Origin of the sequence: Alkaliphilus sp. B6464 (assembly GCF_018141165.1) — a bacterium.
In the GTDB taxonomy this organism is placed as follows: Bacteria; Bacillota; Clostridia; order Peptostreptococcales; family Natronincolaceae; genus Alkaliphilus_B.
This window is the reverse complement of the sequence record NZ_CP058557.1, coordinates 1597794-1621641: the sequence shown is the minus strand read 5'-3', so window position 1 is coordinate 1621641 and position 23848 is coordinate 1597794. Positions and strand designations below refer to the sequence as shown.

At 32.8% G+C, this 23848-nt stretch carries 22 protein-coding genes; 7 read left to right on the top strand and 15 right to left on the bottom strand.

Features of this window, described 5'->3' with window-relative positions:
- Positions 1–56: 56 nt before the first annotated feature.
- The 10 genes from HYG84_RS07765 to HYG84_RS07720 form a co-directional block, all read right to left on the bottom strand.
- Positions 57–785 (bottom strand): LytR/AlgR family response regulator transcription factor, encoded by a 729-nt coding sequence (locus tag HYG84_RS07765; RefSeq protein ID WP_212381840.1) that lies wholly within the window; start codon positions 783–785, stop codon positions 57–59.
- A 166-nt stretch (positions 786–951) separates the two neighbouring features.
- Complete coding sequence (locus tag HYG84_RS07760) at positions 952–1383, bottom strand: hypothetical protein (RefSeq protein ID WP_212381838.1); 432 nt, start codon at positions 1381–1383, stop codon at positions 952–954.
- A gap of 373 nt (positions 1384–1756) precedes the next feature.
- Positions 1757–2122: a hypothetical protein gene (locus HYG84_RS07755; protein ID WP_212381836.1), complete on the bottom strand. Its 366-nt coding sequence runs from the start codon at positions 2120–2122 to the stop codon at positions 1757–1759.
- 403 nt (positions 2123–2525) lie between these two features.
- Entirely contained in the window at positions 2526–3281 is a 756-nt protein-coding gene (locus tag HYG84_RS07750) for an OAM dimerization domain-containing protein (protein WP_212381834.1), read from the bottom strand.
- The gene (locus HYG84_RS07745; protein WP_212381832.1) at positions 3281–4834 is read right to left on the bottom strand and encodes a lysine 5,6-aminomutase subunit alpha; all 1554 of its coding nucleotides are present in this window, start codon (positions 4832–4834) and stop codon (positions 3281–3283) included. Before HYG84_RS07745 ends, HYG84_RS07750 begins: the two co-directional genes overlap by 1 nt.
- An 11-nt stretch (positions 4835–4845) precedes the next feature.
- The gene (locus HYG84_RS07740; RefSeq protein WP_212381830.1) at positions 4846–6378 is read right to left on the bottom strand and encodes a MutS-related protein; all 1533 of its coding nucleotides are present in this window, start codon (positions 6376–6378) and stop codon (positions 4846–4848) included.
- 2 nt (positions 6379–6380) lie between these two features.
- The gene (locus HYG84_RS07735; RefSeq protein ID WP_212381828.1) at positions 6381–7412 is read right to left on the bottom strand and encodes a hypothetical protein; all 1032 of its coding nucleotides are present in this window, start codon (positions 7410–7412) and stop codon (positions 6381–6383) included.
- A gap of 125 nt (positions 7413–7537) precedes the next feature.
- On the bottom strand, positions 7538–8788 hold the full coding sequence (gene ablA / locus HYG84_RS07730) for a lysine 2,3-aminomutase (RefSeq protein ID WP_212381826.1): 1251 nt from the start codon (positions 8786–8788) through the stop codon (positions 7538–7540).
- Between the two features lie 47 nt (positions 8789–8835).
- Positions 8836–9873, bottom strand: a complete 1038-nt coding sequence (locus HYG84_RS07725) for a zinc-binding dehydrogenase (protein ID WP_212381824.1) — start codon at positions 9871–9873, stop codon at positions 8836–8838.
- Between the two features lie 267 nt (positions 9874–10140).
- The gene (locus HYG84_RS07720; RefSeq protein ID WP_212381822.1) at positions 10141–11538 is read right to left on the bottom strand and encodes a sigma-54 interaction domain-containing protein; all 1398 of its coding nucleotides are present in this window, start codon (positions 11536–11538) and stop codon (positions 10141–10143) included.
- A 187-nt stretch (positions 11539–11725) separates the two neighbouring features.
- Here HYG84_RS07720 and HYG84_RS07715 point away from each other — a divergent pair, with 187 nt between their 5' ends.
- Complete coding sequence (locus tag HYG84_RS07715; protein ID WP_212381821.1) at positions 11726–12145, top strand: OsmC family protein; 420 nt, start codon at positions 11726–11728, stop codon at positions 12143–12145.
- Between the two features lie 120 nt (positions 12146–12265).
- Here the strand turns inward: HYG84_RS07715 and HYG84_RS07710 are convergent, their stop codons facing one another.
- The 4 genes from HYG84_RS07710 to HYG84_RS07695 form a co-directional block, all read right to left on the bottom strand.
- Positions 12266–13351 carry a dipeptide epimerase gene (locus HYG84_RS07710; protein WP_212381820.1) on the bottom strand — a complete coding sequence of 362 codons (1086 nt, stop codon included), beginning with the start codon at positions 13349–13351 and terminating at the stop codon, positions 12266–12268.
- Positions 13352–13432: 81 nt separating this feature from the next.
- Positions 13433–13759 (bottom strand): DUF3870 domain-containing protein, encoded by a 327-nt coding sequence (locus tag HYG84_RS07705; RefSeq protein WP_212381819.1) that lies wholly within the window; start codon positions 13757–13759, stop codon positions 13433–13435.
- A gap of 143 nt (positions 13760–13902) precedes the next feature.
- Positions 13903–15063 carry a DUF819 family protein gene (locus HYG84_RS07700; RefSeq protein WP_212381818.1) on the bottom strand — a complete coding sequence of 387 codons (1161 nt, stop codon included), beginning with the start codon at positions 15061–15063 and terminating at the stop codon, positions 13903–13905.
- 294 nt (positions 15064–15357) lie between these two features.
- Positions 15358–16500, bottom strand: coding sequence for a THUMP domain-containing class I SAM-dependent RNA methyltransferase (locus tag HYG84_RS07695; protein WP_212381817.1), 1143 nt, complete (start codon positions 16498–16500; stop codon positions 15358–15360).
- 328 nt (positions 16501–16828) lie between these two features.
- Between HYG84_RS07695 and HYG84_RS07690 the strand changes: the two genes are divergently transcribed.
- Positions 16829–18112: a glycosyl hydrolase family 18 protein gene (locus HYG84_RS07690; RefSeq protein ID WP_212381815.1), complete on the top strand. Its 1284-nt coding sequence runs from the start codon at positions 16829–16831 to the stop codon at positions 18110–18112.
- 62 nt (positions 18113–18174) lie between these two features.
- On the opposite strand, the gene HYG84_RS07685 is transcribed toward HYG84_RS07690, so the two are convergent.
- Entirely contained in the window at positions 18175–18564 is a 390-nt protein-coding gene (locus HYG84_RS07685) for a bacteriohemerythrin (RefSeq protein WP_212381813.1), read from the bottom strand.
- A 299-nt stretch (positions 18565–18863) separates the two neighbouring features.
- Here HYG84_RS07685 and HYG84_RS07680 point away from each other — a divergent pair, with 299 nt between their 5' ends.
- The 5 genes from HYG84_RS07680 to HYG84_RS07660 all read left to right on the top strand — a co-directional run bounded on the left by HYG84_RS07680 (position 18864) and on the right by HYG84_RS07660 (position 23635).
- The gene (locus HYG84_RS07680) at positions 18864–19889 is read left to right on the top strand and encodes a branched-chain amino acid aminotransferase (protein ID WP_212381812.1); all 1026 of its coding nucleotides are present in this window, start codon (positions 18864–18866) and stop codon (positions 19887–19889) included.
- Between the two features lie 114 nt (positions 19890–20003).
- The gene (locus HYG84_RS07675) at positions 20004–20300 is read left to right on the top strand and encodes a YciI family protein (protein WP_212381809.1); all 297 of its coding nucleotides are present in this window, start codon (positions 20004–20006) and stop codon (positions 20298–20300) included.
- Between the two features lie 137 nt (positions 20301–20437).
- Positions 20438–21790: an aminotransferase class V-fold PLP-dependent enzyme gene (locus HYG84_RS07670; protein WP_212381807.1), complete on the top strand. Its 1353-nt coding sequence runs from the start codon at positions 20438–20440 to the stop codon at positions 21788–21790.
- A gap of 159 nt (positions 21791–21949) precedes the next feature.
- A complete protein-coding gene (locus HYG84_RS07665) occupies positions 21950–22429 on the top strand; it encodes a DsrE/DsrF/DrsH-like family protein (protein ID WP_212381805.1) in 480 nt (159 codons plus the stop codon).
- A 372-nt stretch (positions 22430–22801) separates the two neighbouring features.
- On the top strand, positions 22802–23635 hold the full coding sequence (locus HYG84_RS07660) for a sulfurtransferase (protein WP_212381803.1): 834 nt from the start codon (positions 22802–22804) through the stop codon (positions 23633–23635).
- Positions 23636–23848 lie beyond the last annotated feature (213 nt).

Genomic DNA, 23848 nt, shown 5'->3' with positions numbered 1-23848 from the left:
CCCCCCAATATGTTATAAAACATCCCTAACAATCTTCTTTACATACGCAATATCTATTAAGATTTAAATAATATTTCATAAAATGAATCTACAGTTTCTTTCTTGTATGTTCTACTAATTGGAATATTCCATTCATCTCTTTCCTTTAATATAATTGTATTCTCTCTTATTTCTCTAATTTTCCCCTTATTAACTATATAACTTTGATGACATCTAACAAAATATTTAAGATCTATTTTTTCTAATAAATCCTTCATAGACCCATAGAATTCTATAGTTTCATTTAATGTGTAAATCTTTATTTTTCTAAAATGTTTTTCAAAGTAATATATGTCATCATATTGTAGTTGTATCAACTTGTCCTTCGTTTGAATAGGAAATGTCTTTTTCTTTTCCTGTAAAGCTTTTCTTTCTTCAAGCCGAAGTAATATCTTATCCATTACCCTTATAAATTTTTCTTTGATAATAGGCTTAATTAAATAATTAAAGGACTCAATTTCAAAAGCTTCTAAGGCATAATTCCTATACCCTGTTAAATAGACAATAACTGTATCTTTATTCTTTTCTCTAATCTTTCTCCCTGTTTGAATTCCATCTAAATCCTTCATTTCTATATCTAAAAAAACAACATCAATTACATATCCTATTGCTTTTTCTAATAGCTCTTCTCCACTATAGGCTAAAATATAGTTAACTTTATAGGGCATATCCATAGACTCAATATAACTTTTAATCAAATCTACATGAACATAGTCATCATCGCAAATAGCAATATTTAATATCAAGACTAAATTCCCCCTTCATTCCAAATTTGCTATAATATAGTAGTTCTACATGATTGTTTTTTTCCCTGCTCTATTATGATATCAATTGTATAAATGGTAGGATAAAATTTAAAAAGAGAAGACATCTGAATCAGATATCTTCCCTTTTTACATTATATAAATAATATTAGTATTTGTTATTAACGGATAATGTATCGATTATATTTTCAATAAAATCTGCTATACCTAATTCTCTATATTCTAAAACTATTTCGTCTATAGTTTCATACTGCCAGTCTTCTCCATAATATGGACTAATCATTATATTATATACCTTATCCTTTACCTCAACTTTTTTATATAATGCATTTAAATTATTATCTTCTTTTCTATGCACAGAATAGTATACCTCTTTATCTATTTTAATCTCTGTGTTACTTATATTATTATAGTAATTATCATATATATTATCTGCTTTATCTGAAATAATAAATGTAATACATATACTTTGATGATATGTTTGATTTTTGTTTTTGGTTTCATTACGACTAAATCTAAATTCTATCCTATCAGGATTTTCTAGCTTAGATTCTATAGTATATTTTTTCCTAAATATCATTTGTAGCCTCCTCTTATCTATAAATTTTAAAATTAATCAATAGTTACACCATTATCAAATCTATCTACTTTAAACTATGGTTCAATATATAAGTTACTGAAAACATATCCCCTGTTAAAGTTTTATTCAATATAAATTGCACAACTAGTAGTTTTAGCGTACTGATTAGCAGATAAAAAAGACCACTGTAGTTATTTTATAAATTGACCTACAGTAGTCTCTTATAATTTTTATTTTAAATACTTCTCTCGCTAACTTTCATTCTATATTCCATCAATTCTCATACAAGATCTCTCTTCTTTTATTTCCATTGATTAAGATATTAACCTTACATATATAATATCCTAGTTTTTTTCTGATACCTTTGCCATAATCAGCAATCATTTTCGCATCTGTCTAATATGGACAAATAATCTATTAATTTTAGCGTATTATTATTATAATCATAAAAATCAACCCCTTGCATAAGCCATATCTTTATTTTAAGAAGGTTTGAATTTGAATCAAAATATTCTAGATTTTTTTCACAAAAAATAATTATTTCATTTTGTCCGGTTCTCTTTATTTCTTTAAAATAACTGGAACTAAATTCATCCTCTATTACTTTATAAATAACTATTTCTAGTGATTCACTATCCAACTGTTTTTCTTCATTGAGCAAACTGTTGACCATATTACATTTGATTATATTTAAATAGCTTTGAGAAACAGACGAGCTATCAACCTCAACCAGTGTCAATTCTAAAGATAGTAGATGTATTATTTCTTCTACACTTTTTTCCCTGGAACAACTTTATCTTTAAATGTTTTTAATAAATATTCTATATAATCACCCATTGCTATATTCCTCCTGTTTTTTAGCTAATTTAATGTCCAACAACCAGTTATATTTGAAAAACTATTCCAGCCTCCAGACATATAAAAAACCTGTAAATCGGAAGTATTAACTCTAACACTAGATTTATCTGTAGGTATTGAAACATCCCCAATTCTTACACTTCCTATTACTCCAGCAGGAAAAGCATGAGTTGAATATATGTATGGAGGTGATGGCGTGAAAGTTCCATATGTTTTTTCTGGTAATAATAAATTACATTTTTTATTTTTTTCCTATTTATTTTATATTAAACAACAATTTAATCTTAAACTAATTTTCTTTCTACTATTTGAGTAACTACAAATGATGCCACATCCTCTGCATAGCTTCCTGTTCCGAAGCCTGCGTCGTAGCCTAATTCCTTAGCTAGCTCGTGAGAAATTCTTGGTCCACCACCAACTACTATTATTTTATCCCTAATACCTTCTGCCTCTAACAGTTCTACTAGGTTTGTCATATTAGAAATATGAACATCTTTTTGTGTAACTACTTGAGAAACCAATATGGCATCAGCTTTTAGCTCAATAGCTTTTGCTATAAGCTCTTCATTTGGAACCTGACTACCTAAGTTATGAGCCTCAACTCCCTTATATCTTTCTAGTCCATAGTGTCCATTATAGCCCTTCATATTCATAATAGCGTCTATTCCTACCGTATGTGCATCAGTCCCTGTACAGGCTCCAATAATGACAACATCTCTGCCAATGTTTTGTTCTATATACTCTTCTACTTCTTCTTTCGACATAATATCTACATCAACTTTTGGTACCTCTATAGAAGTAAAATCTACAGTATGCTGACATTTGCCGTACATTATAAAATAGGTAAACCCTCCTCCTAAGTCCTGATAACTTACTACACTTGGTTCATCTAATCCCATTTTTACTGCAAGCTGTTTTGCCGCCTCCTTACCTTCCTCTCCAAATGGTACAGGAAGTGTAAAGCTAAGCTGTACCATTCCATCATTTAAAGTATCGCCATAGGGTTTTACCTTTGTTAAATCTACTTTTTCAACTAACATTATTTATCCCCTCCTAAAAATAAATCTATGAAAGGATTAAAATAGCCTTCTGTCTTTCTAACTACTCCATTTAAGCCCTTGCCGCCTGTCCTTGATCTTTTTACTCCACCAAACTTACCTTCTTCTATAGTAGAGAATAGCCCGTCTCCTTCTATTTGCTCCAGTAATGCAGTAGCGTCCTTCAGAACCTCCTGAGCTCTTTTTTGAATCTGTCCATCTTTTTTAAACTCAATTTCTTCTCCTAAATCTCTACAGTTATTAAATATATATTTAGCATTTTCAATAGATAAAGCTCTATCATGCATATGTGGTGTATGTATGGCTTCTGTAAGCATTCCTAATAACTGAATACCTTGATTTGTCCAAATAGATACAAGGTTAAATAAAGCATTTTGTATATGACCTTTAAAAATATTACCTGTCATAAACTTAGTAGGGGGCATATATTTAAGTGGTGCTTTAGGAAATATTTCTCTCGCCATTTGTGCTTGCGCTAGCTCCCAAAGGAAACCATTTGTAACATCTGGATTCATTTCAAATGCGTGTCCAAGTCCCATTTGCTCCTCTGGTATACCAGCTTTAATAGCAAATTGCTCGTTAATAAACTGGGATGCAAGTACTGTGTGAGCTTCTTCTACTGCATCCGCTGTAGTTAAGTAGTTATCCTCACCCGTATTAATAATTATTCCTGCAAATCCGTTTATTGCTCTAGAGAAATATTGATCCACCAATGTTCTTTGCATATTAATATCTCTAAATAAAATACCATATAGAGCATCATTTAGCATCATATCTAGTCTTTCCATAGCTCCCATTGCTGCTATTTCGGGCATACAAAGTCCAGAGCAATAGTTACAAAGTCTAATATAACGACCTACCTCTTCGCCTACTTCGTCTAGTGCTTTTCTCATTATTTTAAAGTTCTCTTGTGTTGCAAATGTACCACCAAAGCCTTCCGTAGTAGCACCATATGGAACGTAATCTAGTAAACTTTGTGCTGTACTTCTAATAACTGCAACAACATCCGCTCCTTGTCTTACGGCAGCCTGCGCTTGCACCACATCTTCGTAAATATTTCCAGTTGCAACTATAACATAAAGGTAAGGTTTTGGTCCTTCTCCTAGATTATTTATATAATCTTCTCTCTTTTTTCTATTATCCTTTATTCTATCGACTGTTTTTAGGGCGATATTCTTTATTGCATCAGCTATTGCTTCATTTGACTGTGCAGGTATTTTAATTAAATCTAACTCTCCTTTGCTTACAGATTCAGCTATTTCTTGTGGAGTTTTTCCAGTATAGACCATAGCATTTCCTATCCAATATGCTATACCCTCAGAAAGTCCTCCACCTTTTAATATATGATTAACTACAACGTTAGGTAGAGGTGTTTCCATTTCATCTACACCGTCTACACCAAGTAACCTTGCAATGGTTCTCTCTACTGTAATAGTAGTGTGAGAATCTATAAAGCTTTGTACATCATTTGCAATATTATAAGCCGCACCTCTTGCCTTTTCTATTAGCCCTTTATCTAAATTCAATTTACTCAACTGTATTCCCCCTATCTATCGACTTCTTCTACTGCCCTTTTAGCAATATCTAAAATCTCTTTATTAAGTCCCATAAGCCCAGCTACCAAAATAGCATCCTTAGGTACTTTAGTTCCTTCTTTTATTTCTTCAAGTCTGTAGTCCATATATTTTTCTAATATTTGATTTCCATAATCCTGTTTTTGGATGTGTGCTTTAAGACTATCTACCTCTATATTTTTTAGTCCAACTACTTGAAGATGCTTAATCCCTTTTATATTGCTAAGTCCGTCAAAGTGGGTAGTTATTAGGGAAACAAAGGTGGACTTTTTTAAATAGGTTATTATACCCTTGGAAATACCATAACCCTCTATTGGATTTGTCCCTCTTGCTAATTCATCTATTAATACCAGTCCTTTTTTACCATTTCGATTTAATACTTTACTTAAACCATGTATTTCTCCGCCAAATGTAGAAAGTCCAGACTGAATAGATTGCTGATCTCCAGAGGAAAAATAAATAAAATCAAATAATCCAACAGTAGCTTTCTTAGCTGGTACATAAAAACCTAATTGAGCCATAGCTACTATAAGCCCAACCAACTTTAGTGAAACTGTCTTACCTCCCATATTAGAACCAGTAATTACTGTAACACCTTCATGTAGTTCAATATCAATTGGAGTATAGGCAGTCCCTTTTTCCTTCAAATAGCTTTCCAGTGGAATATGCCTTCCATCTACAAAAGTTACTCGTCCTTTATCAACTATATTAGGCTTTACCGATTTAGTTTCAATTGCTAGTCTTGCCTTTGCTAACATAAAATCCAGCTCACCTATGGCATTTATATTTTGCAAAATAACCTTGTTGTTGTTTTTTATCTCTAAAGATAGCCATTTCCTAATTCGTAGCTCCTCTTCTTCTTCTTTTATTTTAAGATTTTCTAGCTCTATCATCAGTACTTCTAAGCTTTCATTCCGCGCATTATTCGAAGATTCATCTAAGCGGCTTTGTAGATTTCCCTTACTTTTCTTTTTTTCTATCCACATTTGCTTTTCTATATGGGCTATATTATCCCTAAGTTCCGTTAATAGTGTAGAATATTTGTCATAAATATAAAAGGTTCTCGTACCTGTTTCTTCAGGATCTAGAAGCTTTATTATGTCATCTATATTTATGAGCTTAATTTTTTCTATACTTAATTCTTCTTCTCTTAATAAAAGTCTTCTAAGCTCTGCCATTACCATTAGCTGATTTTTAATTTCAAATAATTCTATCTCATTTAGTATTTCATTCCTTAAGGCTCTTTCAAAAGACCCTCTTATATCTTTTATTTCCTTTAATATCCTAATGATGCTATTACAAATTTGAGGACTATTTTCCATAAAGCTTTTTACAATAGATACATCATCCAGCTCCTGTATTAGGTATTGTATTTCTTCCTGTAGAAATGGCTTCAAACCTAGTTTTTTAGACATGCCATACTGAGATATTACAACCAGTTTATCTAGTACCTCCACCAGTCCAATTTCTTTCTTTATTTGTGGGTTAATCCAATCATTAGACATTTTTATTCCTCCAGCTTCACATCAATAACAGATATAGGGGACAATGCTTGCCTCATATGTTGCAGAAAGCCTTGAGGCTCGAAAAAATACCCTTCTGGTGCATAGGGATTTGTAGTAACTGCTAAAATTTTAATCGGATGCAAAACTTTAACTTTAATTCCTCTACTTTTGAAAGCTCTCCAGCTTCTCCTATCTATAAAAATCTTCGTGGCGTCCTGTACTATAAAGGTTACATCTTTATAATAGGGACATACATCCATAATATGTGTAATTACTCTCTCTACTAAAGATCCACTTAATATAACAAATTTACTATCTTCATTTATTGCACTTCCAATAATAGTACCACTATTTAATGCGGTTTTTATTGATAATTCCTCTACACTTCCATTTTTATCTACTATAGCGTAGCCTTTTCTTTCATATATTTCAGCCGCTATCTTTTTAAGGCTCTCACACTTAACCTCTTCCAATTGAAAAAGCTCTACTTGATGAATGGTTTCATTTTTAACCACTTCAACATTTCTGCTAATCACTGCTCCAGTGGATAAAATAGCTGCATCTGCTATCCAAGGAGAAGCTACACTTTTTCTGTCTATAGCGCCATCTATTAGAACAATAGCCGCACCATAGCTTAGCATTTTATTAGCTACATCCTTCATATATGCATTTACGTCTGGTCCTGCCAACTGGATTAGTCCACAGGAACGTACTTTTCCTATTATAACTTCTCCTAAAGAAGTGGTGTAGGGTGTAACTTCTAAAATTTCTACCTTAGCTTCACATTTTAATAAAAGATCTTTTGCAGTAGCTATTATTGTTCCTCTTTCAACATAAATAGTTGGTTTTTCAGTCTTGGTAACTATGTCTTCTCTTTCCCCATCTCTACCAGTAGAGGTAAGTCCTATTTTAACATCATTTTCAATAGCTTCCTCTATTATATGATTGAGAACCATAGTTTTACCTGCATTTTTTGCCATTCCTATTAAAGATACTATTTTATAGTAGGGATATATTAAATCGAATAATTTCATACAGACTCACCCAATCTTAAAATTTCATTGTTGCTACCGCACCGCTCCATGACGCACTCAACTTTTAACATTTGCTAAAAAATTCAAGTACTTAAATTGAGGAGGACCTAAGTCCTCCGTTCTTTCTAGTGATTACTACGATTATGTCTTTCCAGCTGTGCAGGCTCTAAGGATATTCCATTACCTTGTACAAGTCCTGCCACTCCATGTAGCTTAACTTCTTTTTCTCCTGAACATACAGGGCAGCTACATTTATCCTTATATTTATCTGGCTCTGTATATGTTGTAATAACTCCTTCGTAGTTACGAAGCACAACCTTATTGTGAGATTGAGATATAACATAATTCGGCATTACTGGTATCTTTCCACCACCACCAGGTGCGTCTACTACAAATGTAGGTACTGCATAGCCAGATGTATGGCCCCTTAGCCCTTCTATAATTTCGATTCCTTTAGCTACTGAAGTTCTAAAGTGCTCAATACCCATGGATAGGTCACATTGATAAATATAGTAAGGTCTAACTCTTTCTTTAACTAATCCTTGTACCAAATCCTTCATTACATGAACACAATCGTTAACCCCTCTTAAAAGCACAGATTGATTTCCAAGTGGTATACCCGAATCTGCAAGTAAATCCAATGCTTTTTTAGCTTCTTCAGTTAGCTCCTTAGGATGATTGAAGTGGGTATTTAGCCAAATTGGATGATATTTTTTTAGCATATTTACAAGGTTTGGTGTAATTCTCTGTGGCATAACTACAGGAGTCCTACTACCTAAACGGATAATTTCAACATGCTCTATTTGTCTTAATTTACTAATAATATATTCAAGCTTTTCATCAGAAACTAATAGGCAATCTCCACCAGATAAAAGTACATCCCTTACTTGAGGCGTTTTTGCAATATATTCGATAGCGGCATCTATTCTATGTATTGGCATAGCTGTATCATTTTGTCCTGCAAATCTTCTTCTAGTACAGTGTCTGCAGTACATAGAACACATATCTGTAATAAGTAGTAAGACTCTATCTGGATATCTGTGAGTAAGACCTGGAACTGGAGAGTCTGCATCCTCATGAAGTGGGTCATCCATATCTGCATCACTTTTATGGAGTTCTGTCATAATAGGTACTGCTTGCTTTCTAATAGGACAGCTAGGATCGTCCTTATCCATTAAAGAAGCATAGTATGGTGTAATGCCCATTCTAAGTGTTTTAAGACATTCATTTATACCCTTTTCTTCTTCTTCCGTAATGTTTATTACTTTCTTTAGGTCTTCTACAGTTGTGATTCTATTTCTAACCTGCCATTGCCAATCATTCCATTGGTCTTCTGGTACATCTTCCCACATCTTTATATCCTTATAATTAGACATAATACACTCTCCCCTTATTAAATAGTGTTTATTGAAAATTTAACATTCTAAGCATATAACTCCTGATAAATTTTACTTAAAACTTCACTTTCCCTCATAATTTGAAGAGCTATTTCCCCATGTCCCTTTGTATATCCATTACCCATTATCATAGTAGTATCCTGGCCTACCCCTTCTGCTCCTAATGCAGCCTTTGTAAAGCTGGTTGCCATGCTAAAGAAATAAACTATACCATCATTTTTTGCAGATAAAATACTTCCCATTTCTGTATTAGGAATATTAACGCAATTAATAACGATATCAGCCATTTCTCCATTGGTTACTTCCTTTATTTTTTCCATTAATCCAACTGCATCTGTTGCATCCGCTTCAACATAGAAATCGGCTAAGTTAGCATTTTTTGCTCTTTCAATTGATTTTGCGCTATAATCTACACAAACTACCTTTCCAGTAACACCAGCACGTTTTTTTGCTTCGTATAAGCAGAGCATACCAGACTTTCCTGTACCGCCAATAATTACAACATTGTTGCCTGGTTTTACTAGCTTTGCTGTTTGAGCAGGAGCACCAGCCACATCTAATACAGAAAGGACTAGATTCTCTGGAAGATCCTCTGGAATAACTGCGTAAATGCCACTTTCAAATAAAATAGCTTTCCCATCAATATCTACCTGATCTATGTCTTTACGAATTTCCTTTATGTTATCAATTCTAAGTGGTGTAAGTGATAGAGATACTAAGGTTGCTATCTTGTCCCCTACTTTTAAATTAGTTTTTCCTTCAAGTGCCGGTCCGATTTTTTCCACTGATCCTATTAACATCCCACCAGAACCAGTAACAGGATTTTGATGTTTTCCCTTTGTTTCCACTATGTTTAACATAATTTCCTTTATCTTTTCTAAGTCTCCTCCAGCTTCTTCTTTTATTTGAGTAAAGCTTGCAGAGTCTATATTTAATGTCTGTACATCAATCAATATTTCGTTATCGTAAATTTCCATATCATTAGAAATTTTAATTGCTGGCTGCGGCAAAACTCCCTTAGGTTCAATTACCCTATGGGTGCCGTAAGGACATCCCTTTTTCATAATCATCAATCCCCCTATATTCACTAAGATTTTACTACCACCTTATTATAAAAATGCAATTTTTATGCCAATTCTGCAAATTTAGAATATATGCTAAATTATCGAGCGTATTTTTTTGTAATCATGTAAATTCAAGGGATTACAATGTAATAAATAGTTAGTAATTAATATCCATAATAGTTTACATAATAATAACCGCCCAAAATTAGGCGGTTTTTTTAAGTGGTCAGTATTTTTTGTACCATTACATCTTTAGTATAATTTCCCTTATAGATTATATTTAATTTTTTTATATTGAAGTGTTTGTCTAGGTATTCCAAGCTCTTTCGCGGCATTTGTAATATTACCACTAGAGCTATTCAAAGCTTCTTGTATATATTGCTTTTCCACCTTCTCTAGTCTTCCCTTCAAATCTAAATCTTCTTTTATATTCTTGTTTTGGTAGCCATATTGATTTATAGGCAAATGGTAGGACAGGTCATCCTTTTCTATAAATCTACCATCCATAACATTCATTGCACCTTCTATAATATGCTCTAACTCTCTAACATTCCCCGGCCAATCGTAGGTCATAAAAATATCCATAATCTCATCTGTAACGCCTAGTACCTGCTTATGTAATCTGTAATTAAATCTTCGGACAAAAAATTTAACTAGGTGTTGTATATCTTCTTTTCTTTCAGCTAAATGTGGTACTCTAATAGAAACAACATTTAAACGGTAAAATAGGTCTTTTCTCAAATTGCCTTTTTCAACAGCCTCCACAGGGTCTATATTCATAGCTGCAATCACTCTAACATCTACATCTCTGGTTCGAATATCCCCTACTCTTCGAATATATCCCTCTTGTAGAACCCTCAAAAGCTTTGCTTGAAGCTCTACAGGCATAGAATTAATTTCATCTAGAAATAGAGTCCCCCCATTAGCAAGTTCAAATAAACCTGCCCTATCCTCTGCACCAGTAAAGCTTCCTTTGACTGTACCAAATAAAATACTCTCTAATAAGCTAGCAGGAAGAGCAGCACAGTTTTGCGCGACAAATGGCCTATCCTTCCTTTTGCTAGCATTATGTATAGACTGTACTACAAGCTCTTTACCAGTTCCAGTTTCTCCAAAAACTATTACGGGGGACTGAGTCTCCCCTGCCTTTAAAATCCTATGCTTTAGCTTTAGCATTACTTCGCTATTTCCTATTAAATCCTTTGTAGTATATTTAGCCATACCCTTTTCCCTAGTTTTTTTACTAGCACCAGTATTAGAATATAACCTTTCCTGTAAGTCCACCAGCTTTTCTGATAATGCCTTAACTTCAGTAATATCTCTTGAAACCTCAAGCACTCCTAATATTTCTTCACCATCTAATATAGGTATGGATGAATTAACCGTAGTAATTTTATGGCCTTTATAGTTAAGAAAGGTTTGTTGCATATTCAAAATAGGCTCTTTTGTTTTAATAGCTTGTAGTATTGTACTTGTTTCTTCTGTTAAAGAAGGATAAATATCTAAAATATACTTTCCTATTGCCTCTTCACGACACACATTATCTAGCTGAGCTGCAAAGGTATTGCAAAATACTATTTTTCCACTAATGTCAATCACTTGTACCCCTTCGCCAACATGATCTAATATTTTTTCAAACTGCAATTTAGAAAATAAAGTATTCAAATTTTCACCGCCCTTTTTTCAGCATAAAGTGCCTAATTTCCAGCATATGTATTTGTATATACTATATCATATTTTAGGTATTGACTAAATTAAATATTTTATTATTTACATAATTTAAAATTATAATAAATATTTTTATAATTATTGGGTAATAGAGATATATAGTTTATTGAAGGGAGCTAATTTAATGAGTAAAACAAAATTAACAGCTAATTTAAAAGAAAATATGGCATTTGAAATGCAACTAAATGGTCATACCCTTATTACGGATGCATCTCCAGAAATCGGTGGAAATGATTTAGGACCACGGCCAAAAGCACTTCTATTAGCAGGATTAATTGGTTGTACAGGAATTGATATTATGTCCATATTAAAGAAAATGAGAGTAGAATTAGACGATGTAATAATTACAGCTGAAGCAGATCAAACTGAGGAACATCCAAAAATTTATAAATCGATTCATTTGGTATTTACTTTTAAAGGGAAAGACCTTCCTATGGACAAATTAAAGAAAGCCGTATCTTTATCCCAAGAAAAATACTGTGGAGTAACTGCTATGCTAGAGAAAGCTTCACCTATAACATATGAAATACGTACTGAAGAATAATATTATTAATATAATGGTTTTATATTAACCATTAATCAATAGAAGCCCAGATTAAATCTATTATGCAAGCAAGTTAAAATAAGATGGCTAATAACCATCTTATTTTCATTCTATATTCTATTAATATTTAACCCCTCGAACATCCTTAAATCCAAGTCCTGGATCATCGGTTAAAGTTATTTTATATTCATCAAATATTGCTCCACCATCTACAGGATCTTCGCTACATAGCACAGGTCCGTCTAAGTCGATTTTAGTAATTATACTCTTTGCCGCCGCTAAGTGAACTGCTGCCGTTACGCTTATTTTACTTTCTAGCATACAGCCTATCATACACTCTACTCCATAGGTTTCTGCTGCTGCACATATTTTGAGGGCATTGTGTATTCCCCCAGCCTTCATTAATTTAATGTTAACAAGATCTGCGGCCCTCATTTCCATTATTTTAATAGCATCCATTGGAGAAAAAACACTTTCATCAGCTAATACGGGTATAAACACGTTGTCTGTTACCATCTTTAACCCTTCAAAGTCCTGTGCTAAAACAGGTTGCTCCACAAACTCAATATTAAGTCCTGCATCCTCCATCTTCCTTAGAGCATAAATAGCTTCCTTTGGCTTCCAACCTTGGTTAGCATCTATTCGCAGGTCTACATTATAGCCTACAGCTTTTCGTATAGCTTCCATCCTCTTAATATCAAGATTTGCATCCTTTCCAACCTTTATCTTCAATGTTTTGTAACCCAAATTTACTGCTTCTAGGCTATCTTTTGCCATCTCTTCTGGATCATTTACGCTAATTGTAATATCCGTTATAATCTCTTTTCTATATCCACCTAAAAGCTTATACAATGGTGCATTATGTAGCTGTCCAAACAAATCATATAGTGCAATATCTACAGCTGCCTTAGCACTAGAGTTTTTAACTAAGGATTTTTCCAGCCTAATCATAATTTCTTCAAGGTTAGATATGTCTAAACCTACTATATGCTTTTTAATATGGTCTTCTATCGCTCCTTTAATAGCTCCAGTAGTATCCCCAGTAATAACTCCAGTAGGTGGTGCCTCTCCATATCCTACATGACCAGTATCTGTAATTATTTTAACTACAACATCCTCTACACTATTTACAGTTCTTAATGCAGTTTTAAAAGGTTTTTTCAAGGGAATTGATATGTGGCCTAATTTAATATCTACTATTTTCATTTTGTGTCCCCCATTTCCTAATATATCTATTGGCTCATTTTAATGAGCTTTATCCCCTGAAAAATTCAACTAGTAATATTTTTAAGATTTTTTACATATTGCCTCATTATATTTCTTTATTCCATCTTTATATGCAACAATAATAGCTTTCTGGGAAGATCCAAAATATCTACTCTTTATTTCCTCTTCCAAATTTTGATCAAAATATTTAAGAGTCTTACCTAAAAATAGGCTAGCAATGAATTTTTCAGTAGTACTAATAGTTGCAGAACAACTTACATCTACTATTTCTCCAGTAGTTCTATCTACTACAAATCCAATAAAAAAAGAATTGAAATTTTGAGTTATAGCGTTATCACTGGTGGTTCTTGCATTTCCTACAATATATACTGTATTTCTATCATACATAAAATCACTTCCTTAACTTAAATATATGATTAATATATAATAATTCTTAAGTGCTATTTGGATTATAGCATCTCTAGAAATTATTATTTATCTTTGATAGCTATCTATTTCTATATATATTGTAGATTTTCCTTTTAACTTAACTATAAAATCGATAAAATTCTTCCTACAATCAAACCTCCTCCAGTGCCTATAATATAACCCATCATGGCCATTAGAACCCCAATTGGGATAAGTGCCTCACTATAGGATGCAGCCAGAATTGGTGCTGATGCTACACCACCAATATTAGCTAAACTTGCAACTCCACAAGTAAATAAATCTAGTTTAAATAATTTAGCGGCTAAAGCTAATACAATTGCATGTACTGCTAAAATAACAAATCCAGAAATAATATATAAAGGTGCTTGGGTTAATTCTGCAAAGTTAGCTCTAGAAGCAATAAGGCCTACTATTATATATAGCATTACATTAGAAATTTGAGAGGAACCAGGTACTTTAGATAAAGGAGTCATAGCAAATAAAATGCCCAGTACAGTAACTATAATAACTGTCCATGTTGAAGGTGATAGAAAATCTCCACTTGGTAATTTGTTTGATACAAACATTGCTATTGCAGAAACAAACAAACTAGTCCCTAAGAGTAAAATCATATCGGCAAACTCTATATTCTTTCTAGTATTTTCATCTGTACTAGCTAATTCTTCCGCTACCTCATCAAGAATAGCTGAATTTGACTTAGTCCATTTATTAAATTTCTTAGAATAAGGTACACATGCTAATAACATCATTACCCATACTGCGTAGTTAATAGAATCCATTAAAAGAGTATATCCTAAGGAAGAGTCTGGTAAATTTAAGGCCCCTTGAACAGCAACCATATTTCCAGTACCACCCATCCAACTGCCAGCTAATGCTGCAAAGGCTTTCCAAGTATCTGCCTCGTACATTCCTTTAAAAATAATATAAGTAACTATAAACCCTATTCCAATACTAATTGATGCTGAAAAAAATCCTAATAGCATTTTAGGTCCTAGTTTTATAATTTTTCGCAAATCACATCTTAATAACATTAGAAATATCATAGCTGGTAATAAGTTATTCTTAGCCGCTGAATAATACATATTTACATCATCTGTTTTTTGCCACAGACCAAAAGTAGAAAGCAGCATAGCAATAAAATAAATCATTACAACTGCAGGTACATATTTAAAAATTTTATTGTCTGACTTTTTCTCAATCCACACTACTAATCCTGCAAAAAATATAATAAATGACAAATAAGTAAACCCACTAGTAATCATACAACTAATCCCCCTTAATATTTTCATTTATTTTCACCACTATATCGATTACTATAAGCCCCCTTTCTTCTAAGAAAATCATCATCGCCAAAAAAACAAAAAAAGCCCAATAAATGATAAGGTTCATTTACTGAGCTTTGTTTACGGCAATGTTTTGTGACATCAAGATAAACAAGCAGTAGATTAATAGTAAGAATATTCTGTTTAGACTATTGTATATCATTATAGTCAAGAAATCAAGGTTTTTTTAGTAATCTAATAAACCTAAGAAATTAAATAATTCAAAAGTAAGTATCACTCTTCTCTTCTAGGTGGTCTCGGTCCTTGATATTGATAATATTGGCACTCAAGTCTTCCGTTATAAAGTTTTCTTCTTCTATCTGCCTTTTTACCAAACAATTGTTCAAATCCATCATGGGAAGTAATTACATATTTAGACCATGTATCCATCTGACCAAAAACCTTACCCATAGTTTTATATAGCTCTTCTACCTCTTCTCTCTCACCTATACGCTCTCCGTAAGGTGGGTTAGTTATTATACATCCATAATCAAATCTAGATCTTAAATCGGCTACACCTAGTTTTTGGAAATGAACATCTTCATCTACACCAGCTTCTCTAGCATGGTATCTAGCTATACTTAATACATCGCCATCCACATCTGATCCGTATATTCTTAAAGGACGGTCATACTGAGCTAAGTCGTGGGTTTCTTTTCTCGCATTTCTCCATAGTTCTTTAGAAACCATTCCCCATTCCTCAGAAGCAAAGTTTCTATTCATACCTGGAGCAATATTTTTTCCAATTAAAGCTGCCTCTATTGGAATTGTGCCGGAACCACAGAATGGATCTATAAGTACTCTGTCAGGATTCCAGTAGCTTAGCATAATAAGAGCTGCCGCCAAAGTTTCCTTTAATGGAGCTTTATTTGATAGGGTTCTATACCCTCTTTTATGTAATCCGGCTCCAGTAGTATCGATAGTTAAAGTAGCCATATCCTTTAATAGTGCTACTTCAATAGAGTATGTAGCTCCACTTTCCTCAAACCATTCTTTCTTGTATTTTTGCTTCATTTTTTCTACTACTGCCTTTTTAACAATAGCTTGGCAATCTGGTACACTGGAAAGCTTAGAGTTAATAGACTTTCCGTTAACAGGAAATATTGCATTCTCAGGTATTATATCTCCCCATGGAAGTGCCTTTGTTTTTTCAAATAACTCATCGAAGGTTAATGCCTTAAACTCCCCTACCTTTAATAAAACACGATCTGCTGACCTAAGCCAAAGGTTTGCTCTACAAATAGCAGACTCATCTGCTGTAAAAATCACCTTTCCATTTTCTACAGTTACATCTTCATATCCTAAGCTTTTTACTTCCCTAGCTACTACAGCCTCTAAGCCAAATGTTGCTGTGGCAATTAATTGAACCTTTCCCATTATATCTCTCCTATCTATTTTTCCTATATAGTTTATTCTCAAGTTTTTAACTACTAATTATACTATTAGGAAAATTTTTGGTCAACGATTTTAAATTATATTATTTTTTATGTCTTTTACTATATAGTTTTGTTACATAGATCTCACTATTAATACTACGTCATATAATTATTCTTTCTATTTCTTCAATGTAATTCCTTTTTTATAATATATAAAAAAATAAAAACCATCAGAGGTTAGAAACTTTATATTTTCTTATACATATATGAGGGCATCTTGCTATGCTATTGAATATACTGATTAATATATCAAAAAGGAGAGTGGATGTATGTATATTCATATAGTGCAACCGGGGGATACCATGTGGTCTGTAGCAAATTTATATGGGATAAGTATAGAACAACTTATAAGAGACAACGGATTAGAAAATCTTCCCCATTTAATACTCGGTCAGTCCCTAGTAATAATTACAAATCAGGTATTATATTCAGTTCAACCAGGAGATACCCTTTTCAGCATTGGCAGAAAGTTTGGTATATCCCCTTTAGCTATTGCAAGCTTTAACAACCTAAATATGTCAGATTTAATTTATCCAGGTATGATATTAGCCATTCCATCAATAAATATTCTCCGCAGATCACTAGAAGTAAATGGTTATATTGTACCCAATACACCAGAAGCCGATACAAATGTAGTCCATGAGGTAGGTACTTATTTAACCTATATTACTCCATCAAGCTATGTAGTAAATATGGATGGTAGCTTAAAGCCCCTGAATGATGATGCAATTGTAACCACATCTAAGAACTATGGAGTGGCACCTTTGCTTAGTATCAGCAACGAGGGAGAGGCTAATTTCGATCCAGCCTTGGCCCATGCAATTTTTATTAACGAGGAAGTACAAAATATACTTTTTAATAACATACTTAATATTATGAGAACTAAGGGATATTATGGACTCAATATTAACTTTGAAAGATTATTTCCTGAAGATAGAGAGTTATATAATGATTTTTTAAGAAATGCTGTTAATTTCTTTCATCAATATAACTATCCCGTATCTACTGCACTTGTACCTAAAACCTATGATATGACCACAGGAGAATGGTGGGGCGGACATGATTATAAAGCACAAGGTGAAATATTAGATTTTGTAATAATTATGACTTATGATTGGGGATGTATAGCTTGTCCACCTATGGCAGTAGCACCTGTTAATGAAATAAGAAAGGTTTTAGACTATGCAGTTACTGTTATTCCAAGAGAAAAAATATTGATGGGAGTTCCTTTTTATGGCTTTGACTGGACTCTACCATTTGTATCAGGTGATAGAGCTAATCTAGTAGATTACAGAGAGGCATTACAATTGGCTGCACGGTACGGTGCCACTATACAATATGATACCCTATTTCAAGCTCCATTTTTTAACTATGTTGATACATCAGGACGTCAACACGTTGTTTGGTATGACGATGCTAGAAGCTTCCAAGCTAAATACAACTTAGTTAATGAATACAATTTAAGGGGTGTTAGCTACTGGGCTTTAGGATTATCAGCCCCACAAAATTGGCCTGTGCTTAGTAGTATGTTTGATATTATTAAACTTATCTAGTGTTTATTAAAACCAAGGGCAATTGTTATATATCCCTTGGTTTTAAATAAGCCGTTTTAAAACTAATTTATAGAGCCAGCGAACTTTTTATCTTCCTCGCTAATATGGTTTGCTAACCAATTTATTACCAATACTTTTAATGAGTCCAGTGCATCTTCGTTTATGCCATTGGTTTTAACATCTGTATGAATTTTATAAAGTTCCTCAATAAAATAACTATGTTGCTCTCTATGATGCTTAAAGTCTTTATATCCATACTCTAACATAGCTTGTTCCTCTTCACTAAAATGGTTAACGCAATAATTCATTAGAAAAATAAAAGTATCATTAACAGCTTTTTTATCTGATGATGAATCCAAAGAAAGAACTTTTTCGGTCTTTTCAAAAATACCCTTATGCTGATCATCTATCCTCTTTATGCCCGTTGCTAAATTTTCTCTCCACCACAACATCTAAAATCTATCCCCTTTCACATCACACTTTTACATAATTTGCTTACTCTATTCTAACTATAGTATATCATCCCGGAATTTTTCTTGAAAGTGTATTTATATCATTATTAATTATCATTGGCTTAAGTATAAATGAATCATCATATATATCATTTTATAAAAGTAGATAATATGAATTAAATTTGTGAATTACTAATAAACCTTTTGTAGACAATATAAATTAAATTTGTAAATTATTAATAAACCTTTTATAATATAATTAGGCAGTCTAGATTAATTTATTATAAGGAGGAACACTAATGAGTAAAATTATGGATATCGACTGGAGTAAACTAGGATTTGCATACATAAAAACTGATTTAAGATATGTATCCAAATGGTCAGATGGTAAATGGGATGAAGGTAAACTAGTAGAAGACAACACATTAACTATTAGTGAAGCTTCTACAGCTCTTCACTACGGCCAACAATGTTTTGAAGGGATGAAAGCTTACAGAACAAAAGATGGTAAAATTCAACTTTTCAGACCTGATCGTAACGCTAAAAGAATGAACGAAAGTTGTAGACGTATTCTAATGCCAGAAATACCTGAGGAAAAATTCATTGATGCTTGTATTCAACTAGTTAAGGCTAATGAGGCCTATGTTCCACCTTATGGAACTGGTGCAACTCTATATCTACGTCCATTTGTTATAGGTGTTGGAGATAACCTAGGTGTAAGACCAGCTCCAGAGTTTTTATTCTGTATTTTCTGCTCACCAGTAGGTCCTTATTTTAAAGGCGGTATGGCTCCAGTAAACTTTACTATATCAGATTATGATAGAGCTGCTCCATACGGCACAGGTGCCGCTAAAGTAGGTGGTAACTATGCGGGTAGTCTTATGCCTCATAAAATGGCAGTTGATAAAGGATTTGCAGATTGTATTTACCTAGATCCTGCAACCCATACAAAAATCGAAGAGGTAGGTGCAGCTAACTTTTTCGGTATAACTAAAGATAATAAGTTTGTAACACCAAAATCACCATCTATATTACCTAGTATTACTAAATACTCACTAATGCACGTAGCTAAGGAATACTTAGGTTTAGAAGTAGAAGAAAGAGATGTATTGGTTGACAAACTTGATGAATTTAAAGAAGCTGGAGCATGTGGTACAGCTGCAGTTATTACTCCAATTGGTGGAATAGAATATAAAGGAAATCTTCACGTATTCCATAGCGAAACTGAAGTAGGTCCTATTACTAAAAAACTATACGAAACTCTTTGTGGTATTCAATTTGGTGATGTTGAAGCTCCAGAAGGATGGATTGTTGAAGTAAAATAATTTAAATGGGGACGCTAAAATTAGCGTCCCCTATATTTAGTGTAGAATATAATTAATACAACTAATAATATGCTCCTTAATACTTAAACTACAGAAAAAAGGATGTGAGAGTGTATGCAATTTATAGTTACCGGTTATGATGGAACAGATGAGGCGGCATTAGAAAGGCGTCTTGCAGCTCGTGACGAACATGTTAAACTTATGGATTCCATGAAAAAAGAAAAAAGGTTTTTATATGCTGCTGCCATATTAGATGATAACGAAAAGATGATTGGTTCTATTCTAATTGTAGATTTTCCAACGAGAGAAGAACTAGATGAATGGTTGAAGATTGAACCATATATTAAAGGAAATGTATGGAAGGAAATAGAAGTAAAACCTTGTAAAGTGCCTCCACTATTTTTATCTTAATAGTCCATCAAAATTACACTGCCCTCGCTATGTGTTAGTACAATAGCAGAGGGCGTTTAATTTTCTTTTCTTCAATCACTTATTCTTATATCTAGCATAAAATAAAGCAGTAAATATTTTTTAGGCGGTGATGCTAAATGGAATATATAAATTCTTTTTATCACTTTAGAGATTTAGTTGTAGGTGTAGATACAAATATACCTCTGACTGATCAAACATATACAACTGCTATAAATTTCGATAATGCTGCAACTACACCACCTTTTAACCATGTAATGAACGAGATTGTTAAATTTTCCCCATGGTATTCTTCTATACATCGTGGTGCAGGATATAAGTCTCAAGTTTCTTCCAAGCTCTACGATGATGCACGAAATATAATAGCTGAATTTGTAGGAGCAAATATAGACTATCACTCAATAATATTTGTCAAAAACGCAACAGAGGCTATCAATAAACTCTCTAATAAATTACTCCCTCTATATAAAGACGGAGTAGTTATATCTACTTGTATGGAACATCATTCAAATGATTTGCCCTGGAGAGGAAAATATAAAATGGACTACATATCTATAGATAAATATGGACAGTTATCTATGGAAGATTTAAAATCTAAGTTAATAAAATACGATGACAAGGTAAAGTTAGTTACTGTTACTGGCGCTTCCAATGTAACCGGATATATTAATCCTATTCATAAAATTGCAGAGTTAGCCCATAGTCATGGAGCCAAAATATTAGTAGACGGTGCTCAACTAGTACCTCATGCCCCCGTAGATATGAAATCTCTTGATAGCCCAGAGCACATCGATTATCTTGTTTTCTCTGGTCATAAGATGTATGCTCCCTTTGGTACAGGTGTTTTAATTGGACCTAAAACAACTTTTATGAAAAGTCCTCCTGATTATTCTGGAGGAGGAACTGTAAAAATAGTTACACATGACCATATAGAATGGCTTGACCCACCGGAAAGAGAAGAGGCTGGAACACCTAATATTATGGGGGTTTTAGCTATAACATGGGCTATTAAACTTTTAAATGAACTAGGTATGCATAATATAGAGGATTATGAGAAAATGTTAACGGATCATGCAATAGACAGTCTCCAAAACATACCTTATGTTGAGTTATACCATAATCCAATAAAGAGGGGAAAAAGTGTAAGTATTATTCCCTTTAACATTAAGGGCCTACACCATTCAATAGTTGCAAATATTCTTTCCCATGAGTTTGGTATTGCAGTAAGAAATGGATGTTTCTGCGCACAGCCCTATATACAAAGATTATTAAACATATCCCCAGAGGACACAAAAAAATATATAGGGAATAGTCACCTACCTATTCCTGGAATGGTCAGGATTAGCTTGGGAATATATAACACCATAGAAGAGATAAATACCTTGGTAAAAGCTCTCTACCACATTTCCTTAAACAGAAAATTCTATTTTGAAAAATATAAAAAAGATCTTTATTCAAACTTTTTAAATTAGAAGAACCTCCGTCAAAACATATTGTCCAAAAGTGTCTATTAAGAAATTTTATATTTTCCTATGCCTTATAAATAAAATCCTGAACTTTGATTAGAATAAGAGTTAAAGATACTAAAACAAAATAACTACTGCTATAGATTATTTGAAGGAGGCATACGCTTGGAAAATAAAAAGATAAATCTACTTATGTTTAGTGGAGAATATGACAAAGCAATGGCTGCATTAATATTAGCCAACTCTGCAAAGGAAATGGATGTAGACGTAACTATGTTCTTTGCATTTTGGGGACTATGTTTATTAAGAGAACCAGACAAGGTTATAATGAATGATAAAACAATGTATGAAAAAATGTTTAGTGCAATGACACCTAAAGGGGCTGAACAGCTACCTCTTTCCAAAATGAATTTTAGTGGAATAGGGAAAGAGATGATGTTAGACATGATGGATGATAATGAAGCACCCCGTTTAATAGATTTCTTAAATGGAGCTAGAAAAAAAGGAGTTCGTTTCTGTGGCTGTAAGTTATCAATGGAGATTATGGGTTTTAAAGAAGAAGAGCTAATCCCAGAACTGGAAGTAATTGATGCAAAAACTTATTTAAAGGATGCATTAGAATCTGATATGCAGTTATTTATATAAATACTATTCCTGGAAATAGAATGAGAAAGAACCTTTACTTAGTTTTTTCTCATTTTATTTTTAAAACTTAAAAATTCAATTGATTCTTAGTTAGACTAATTTATTTAATTATAGCTTTAAAGCTCTTTCTCTTACTTTTATCTCTTCCATATCTACATTTTCATCAAGTACTAAATCACTCCCTTAAATTTTTCAACTACAATATTATCATATTTTAACACAAAATTTTGCGAAAATTATGTAATATATTTTAAAGGAATAAACTAAATATCTTTTCTTTAATTTTTTGAAGTTAGACAATATAGTAAGAGGGTATAATCTAATTATAATAGCTATTTAACTTAAAAAACAATAAATATTATGGAGGCAAACATGAAAAATATAGTGTCTCAACAGTGGTTATTAGATAATTTATCAAAAGAAGATTTGATTATATTAGATGTTCGAGGAGATCTAAATGAACCTGATCTTGGTTTTAGGGAATATAAAAAAAGTCATATTATAGGAGCCCAATTTGTTAATCTTGAAGAAACTATGACAGGTGAATTAGGTATACATGGCGGTAGACACCCACTTCCAAATATGGAGAAATTTATAGAAGATATGAAAATGTTAGGTGTAAATGATGATTCTATAATAGTAATATATGATAGTGGTGATCTAGCAATAGCTGGAAGACTATGGTGGCTTTTAAAATATATCGGGAAAAGTGATGTATTTATTCTAGAAGGCGGTATGAAGAAGTGGCTTGATAACAACCCTGAAGTAACCAGCGAAGTAGTAAAACCTGAGCCATCTAATTCTTTAAGTTTAAATGTAGATTATTCTATGCAAGTAGATATGAGATATGTAAAAGCAGCTATTGATTCTAATAGTACAGCTATAGTTGATTCACGAGCATCAGAAAGGTATTCTGGTGAGATTGAGCCAATTGATAGGGTAGCAGGACACATTCCTAATGCATTAAACTATCCTTGGATGAATTTAGTATCTGATGGGCAAATAATGTCTATAGAAGATTTAATAAATTATTTTGAACCTCTGAAAAAATTCGAAGAAGTAATTGTACATTGTGGTTCGGGTATAACTGGAACAGTTAATATTCTGTTTATGGAAGAGATTGGACTGAATCCGAAGCTGTATGTAGGTGGATATAGCGATTGGGTTAGCTATGAAGATAATCCTGTTGTTGAAAAGAATAAATAATAGGTTTTAAGCCTATCCATAGAAAATGAAAATGGCTGCAACATACTTAAGTCCATAAGAATCATAAATACACTAGCAAAAATAGTAATATAGCCTTTTAACATAGATGAAAAACTAACTACAGATCCTGCTCCCCCACAATTCCTCCTACAGTTGTGTAGGCAAAATGCATAAATAAGGAGATACCCTTTAATGAAGATTACAGGTATCTCC

Bases quoted from the DNA above. Each gene is read 5' to 3' on its own strand.
- HYG84_RS07675 (WP_212381809.1), top strand. From the start codon at position 20,004: ATGCAATTTATAGTTACCGGTTATGATGGAACAGATGAGGCGGCATTA.
- HYG84_RS07660 (WP_212381803.1), top strand. From the start codon at position 22,802: ATGAAAAATATAGTGTCTCAACAGTGGTTATTAGATAATTTATCAAAA.
- HYG84_RS07735 (WP_212381828.1), bottom strand. From the start codon at position 7,412: ATGAAATTATTCGATTTAATATATCCCTACTATAAAATAGTATCTTTA.
- HYG84_RS07700 (WP_212381818.1), bottom strand. From the start codon at position 15,063: ATGATTACTAGTGGGTTTACTTATTTGTCATTTATTATATTTTTTGCA.
- HYG84_RS07695 (WP_212381817.1), bottom strand. From the start codon at position 16,500: ATGGGAAAGGTTCAATTAATTGCCACAGCAACATTTGGCTTAGAGGCT.
- HYG84_RS07750 (WP_212381834.1), bottom strand. From the start codon at position 3,281: ATGTTAGTTGAAAAAGTAGATTTAACAAAGGTAAAACCCTATGGCGAT.
- HYG84_RS07670 (WP_212381807.1), top strand. From the start codon at position 20,438: ATGGAATATATAAATTCTTTTTATCACTTTAGAGATTTAGTTGTAGGT.
- ablA (WP_212381826.1), bottom strand. From the start codon at position 8,788: ATGTCTAATTATAAGGATATAAAGATGTGGGAAGATGTACCAGAAGAC.
- HYG84_RS07680 (WP_212381812.1), top strand. From the start codon at position 18,864: ATGAGTAAAATTATGGATATCGACTGGAGTAAACTAGGATTTGCATAC.
- HYG84_RS07725 (WP_212381824.1), bottom strand. From the start codon at position 9,873: ATGAAAAAGGGATGTCCTTACGGCACCCATAGGGTAATTGAACCTAAG.
- HYG84_RS07715 (WP_212381821.1), top strand. From the start codon at position 11,726: ATGAGTAAAACAAAATTAACAGCTAATTTAAAAGAAAATATGGCATTT.
- HYG84_RS07740 (WP_212381830.1), bottom strand. From the start codon at position 6,378: ATGTCTAATGATTGGATTAACCCACAAATAAAGAAAGAAATTGGACTG.
- HYG84_RS07685 (WP_212381813.1), bottom strand. From the start codon at position 18,564: ATGTTGTGGTGGAGAGAAAATTTAGCAACGGGCATAAAGAGGATAGAT.
- HYG84_RS07690 (WP_212381815.1), top strand. From the start codon at position 16,829: ATGTATATTCATATAGTGCAACCGGGGGATACCATGTGGTCTGTAGCA.
- HYG84_RS07710 (WP_212381820.1), bottom strand. From the start codon at position 13,351: ATGAAAATAGTAGATATTAAATTAGGCCACATATCAATTCCCTTGAAA.
- HYG84_RS07760 (WP_212381838.1), bottom strand. From the start codon at position 1,383: ATGATATTTAGGAAAAAATATACTATAGAATCTAAGCTAGAAAATCCT.
- HYG84_RS07705 (WP_212381819.1), bottom strand. From the start codon at position 13,759: ATGTATGATAGAAATACAGTATATATTGTAGGAAATGCAAGAACCACC.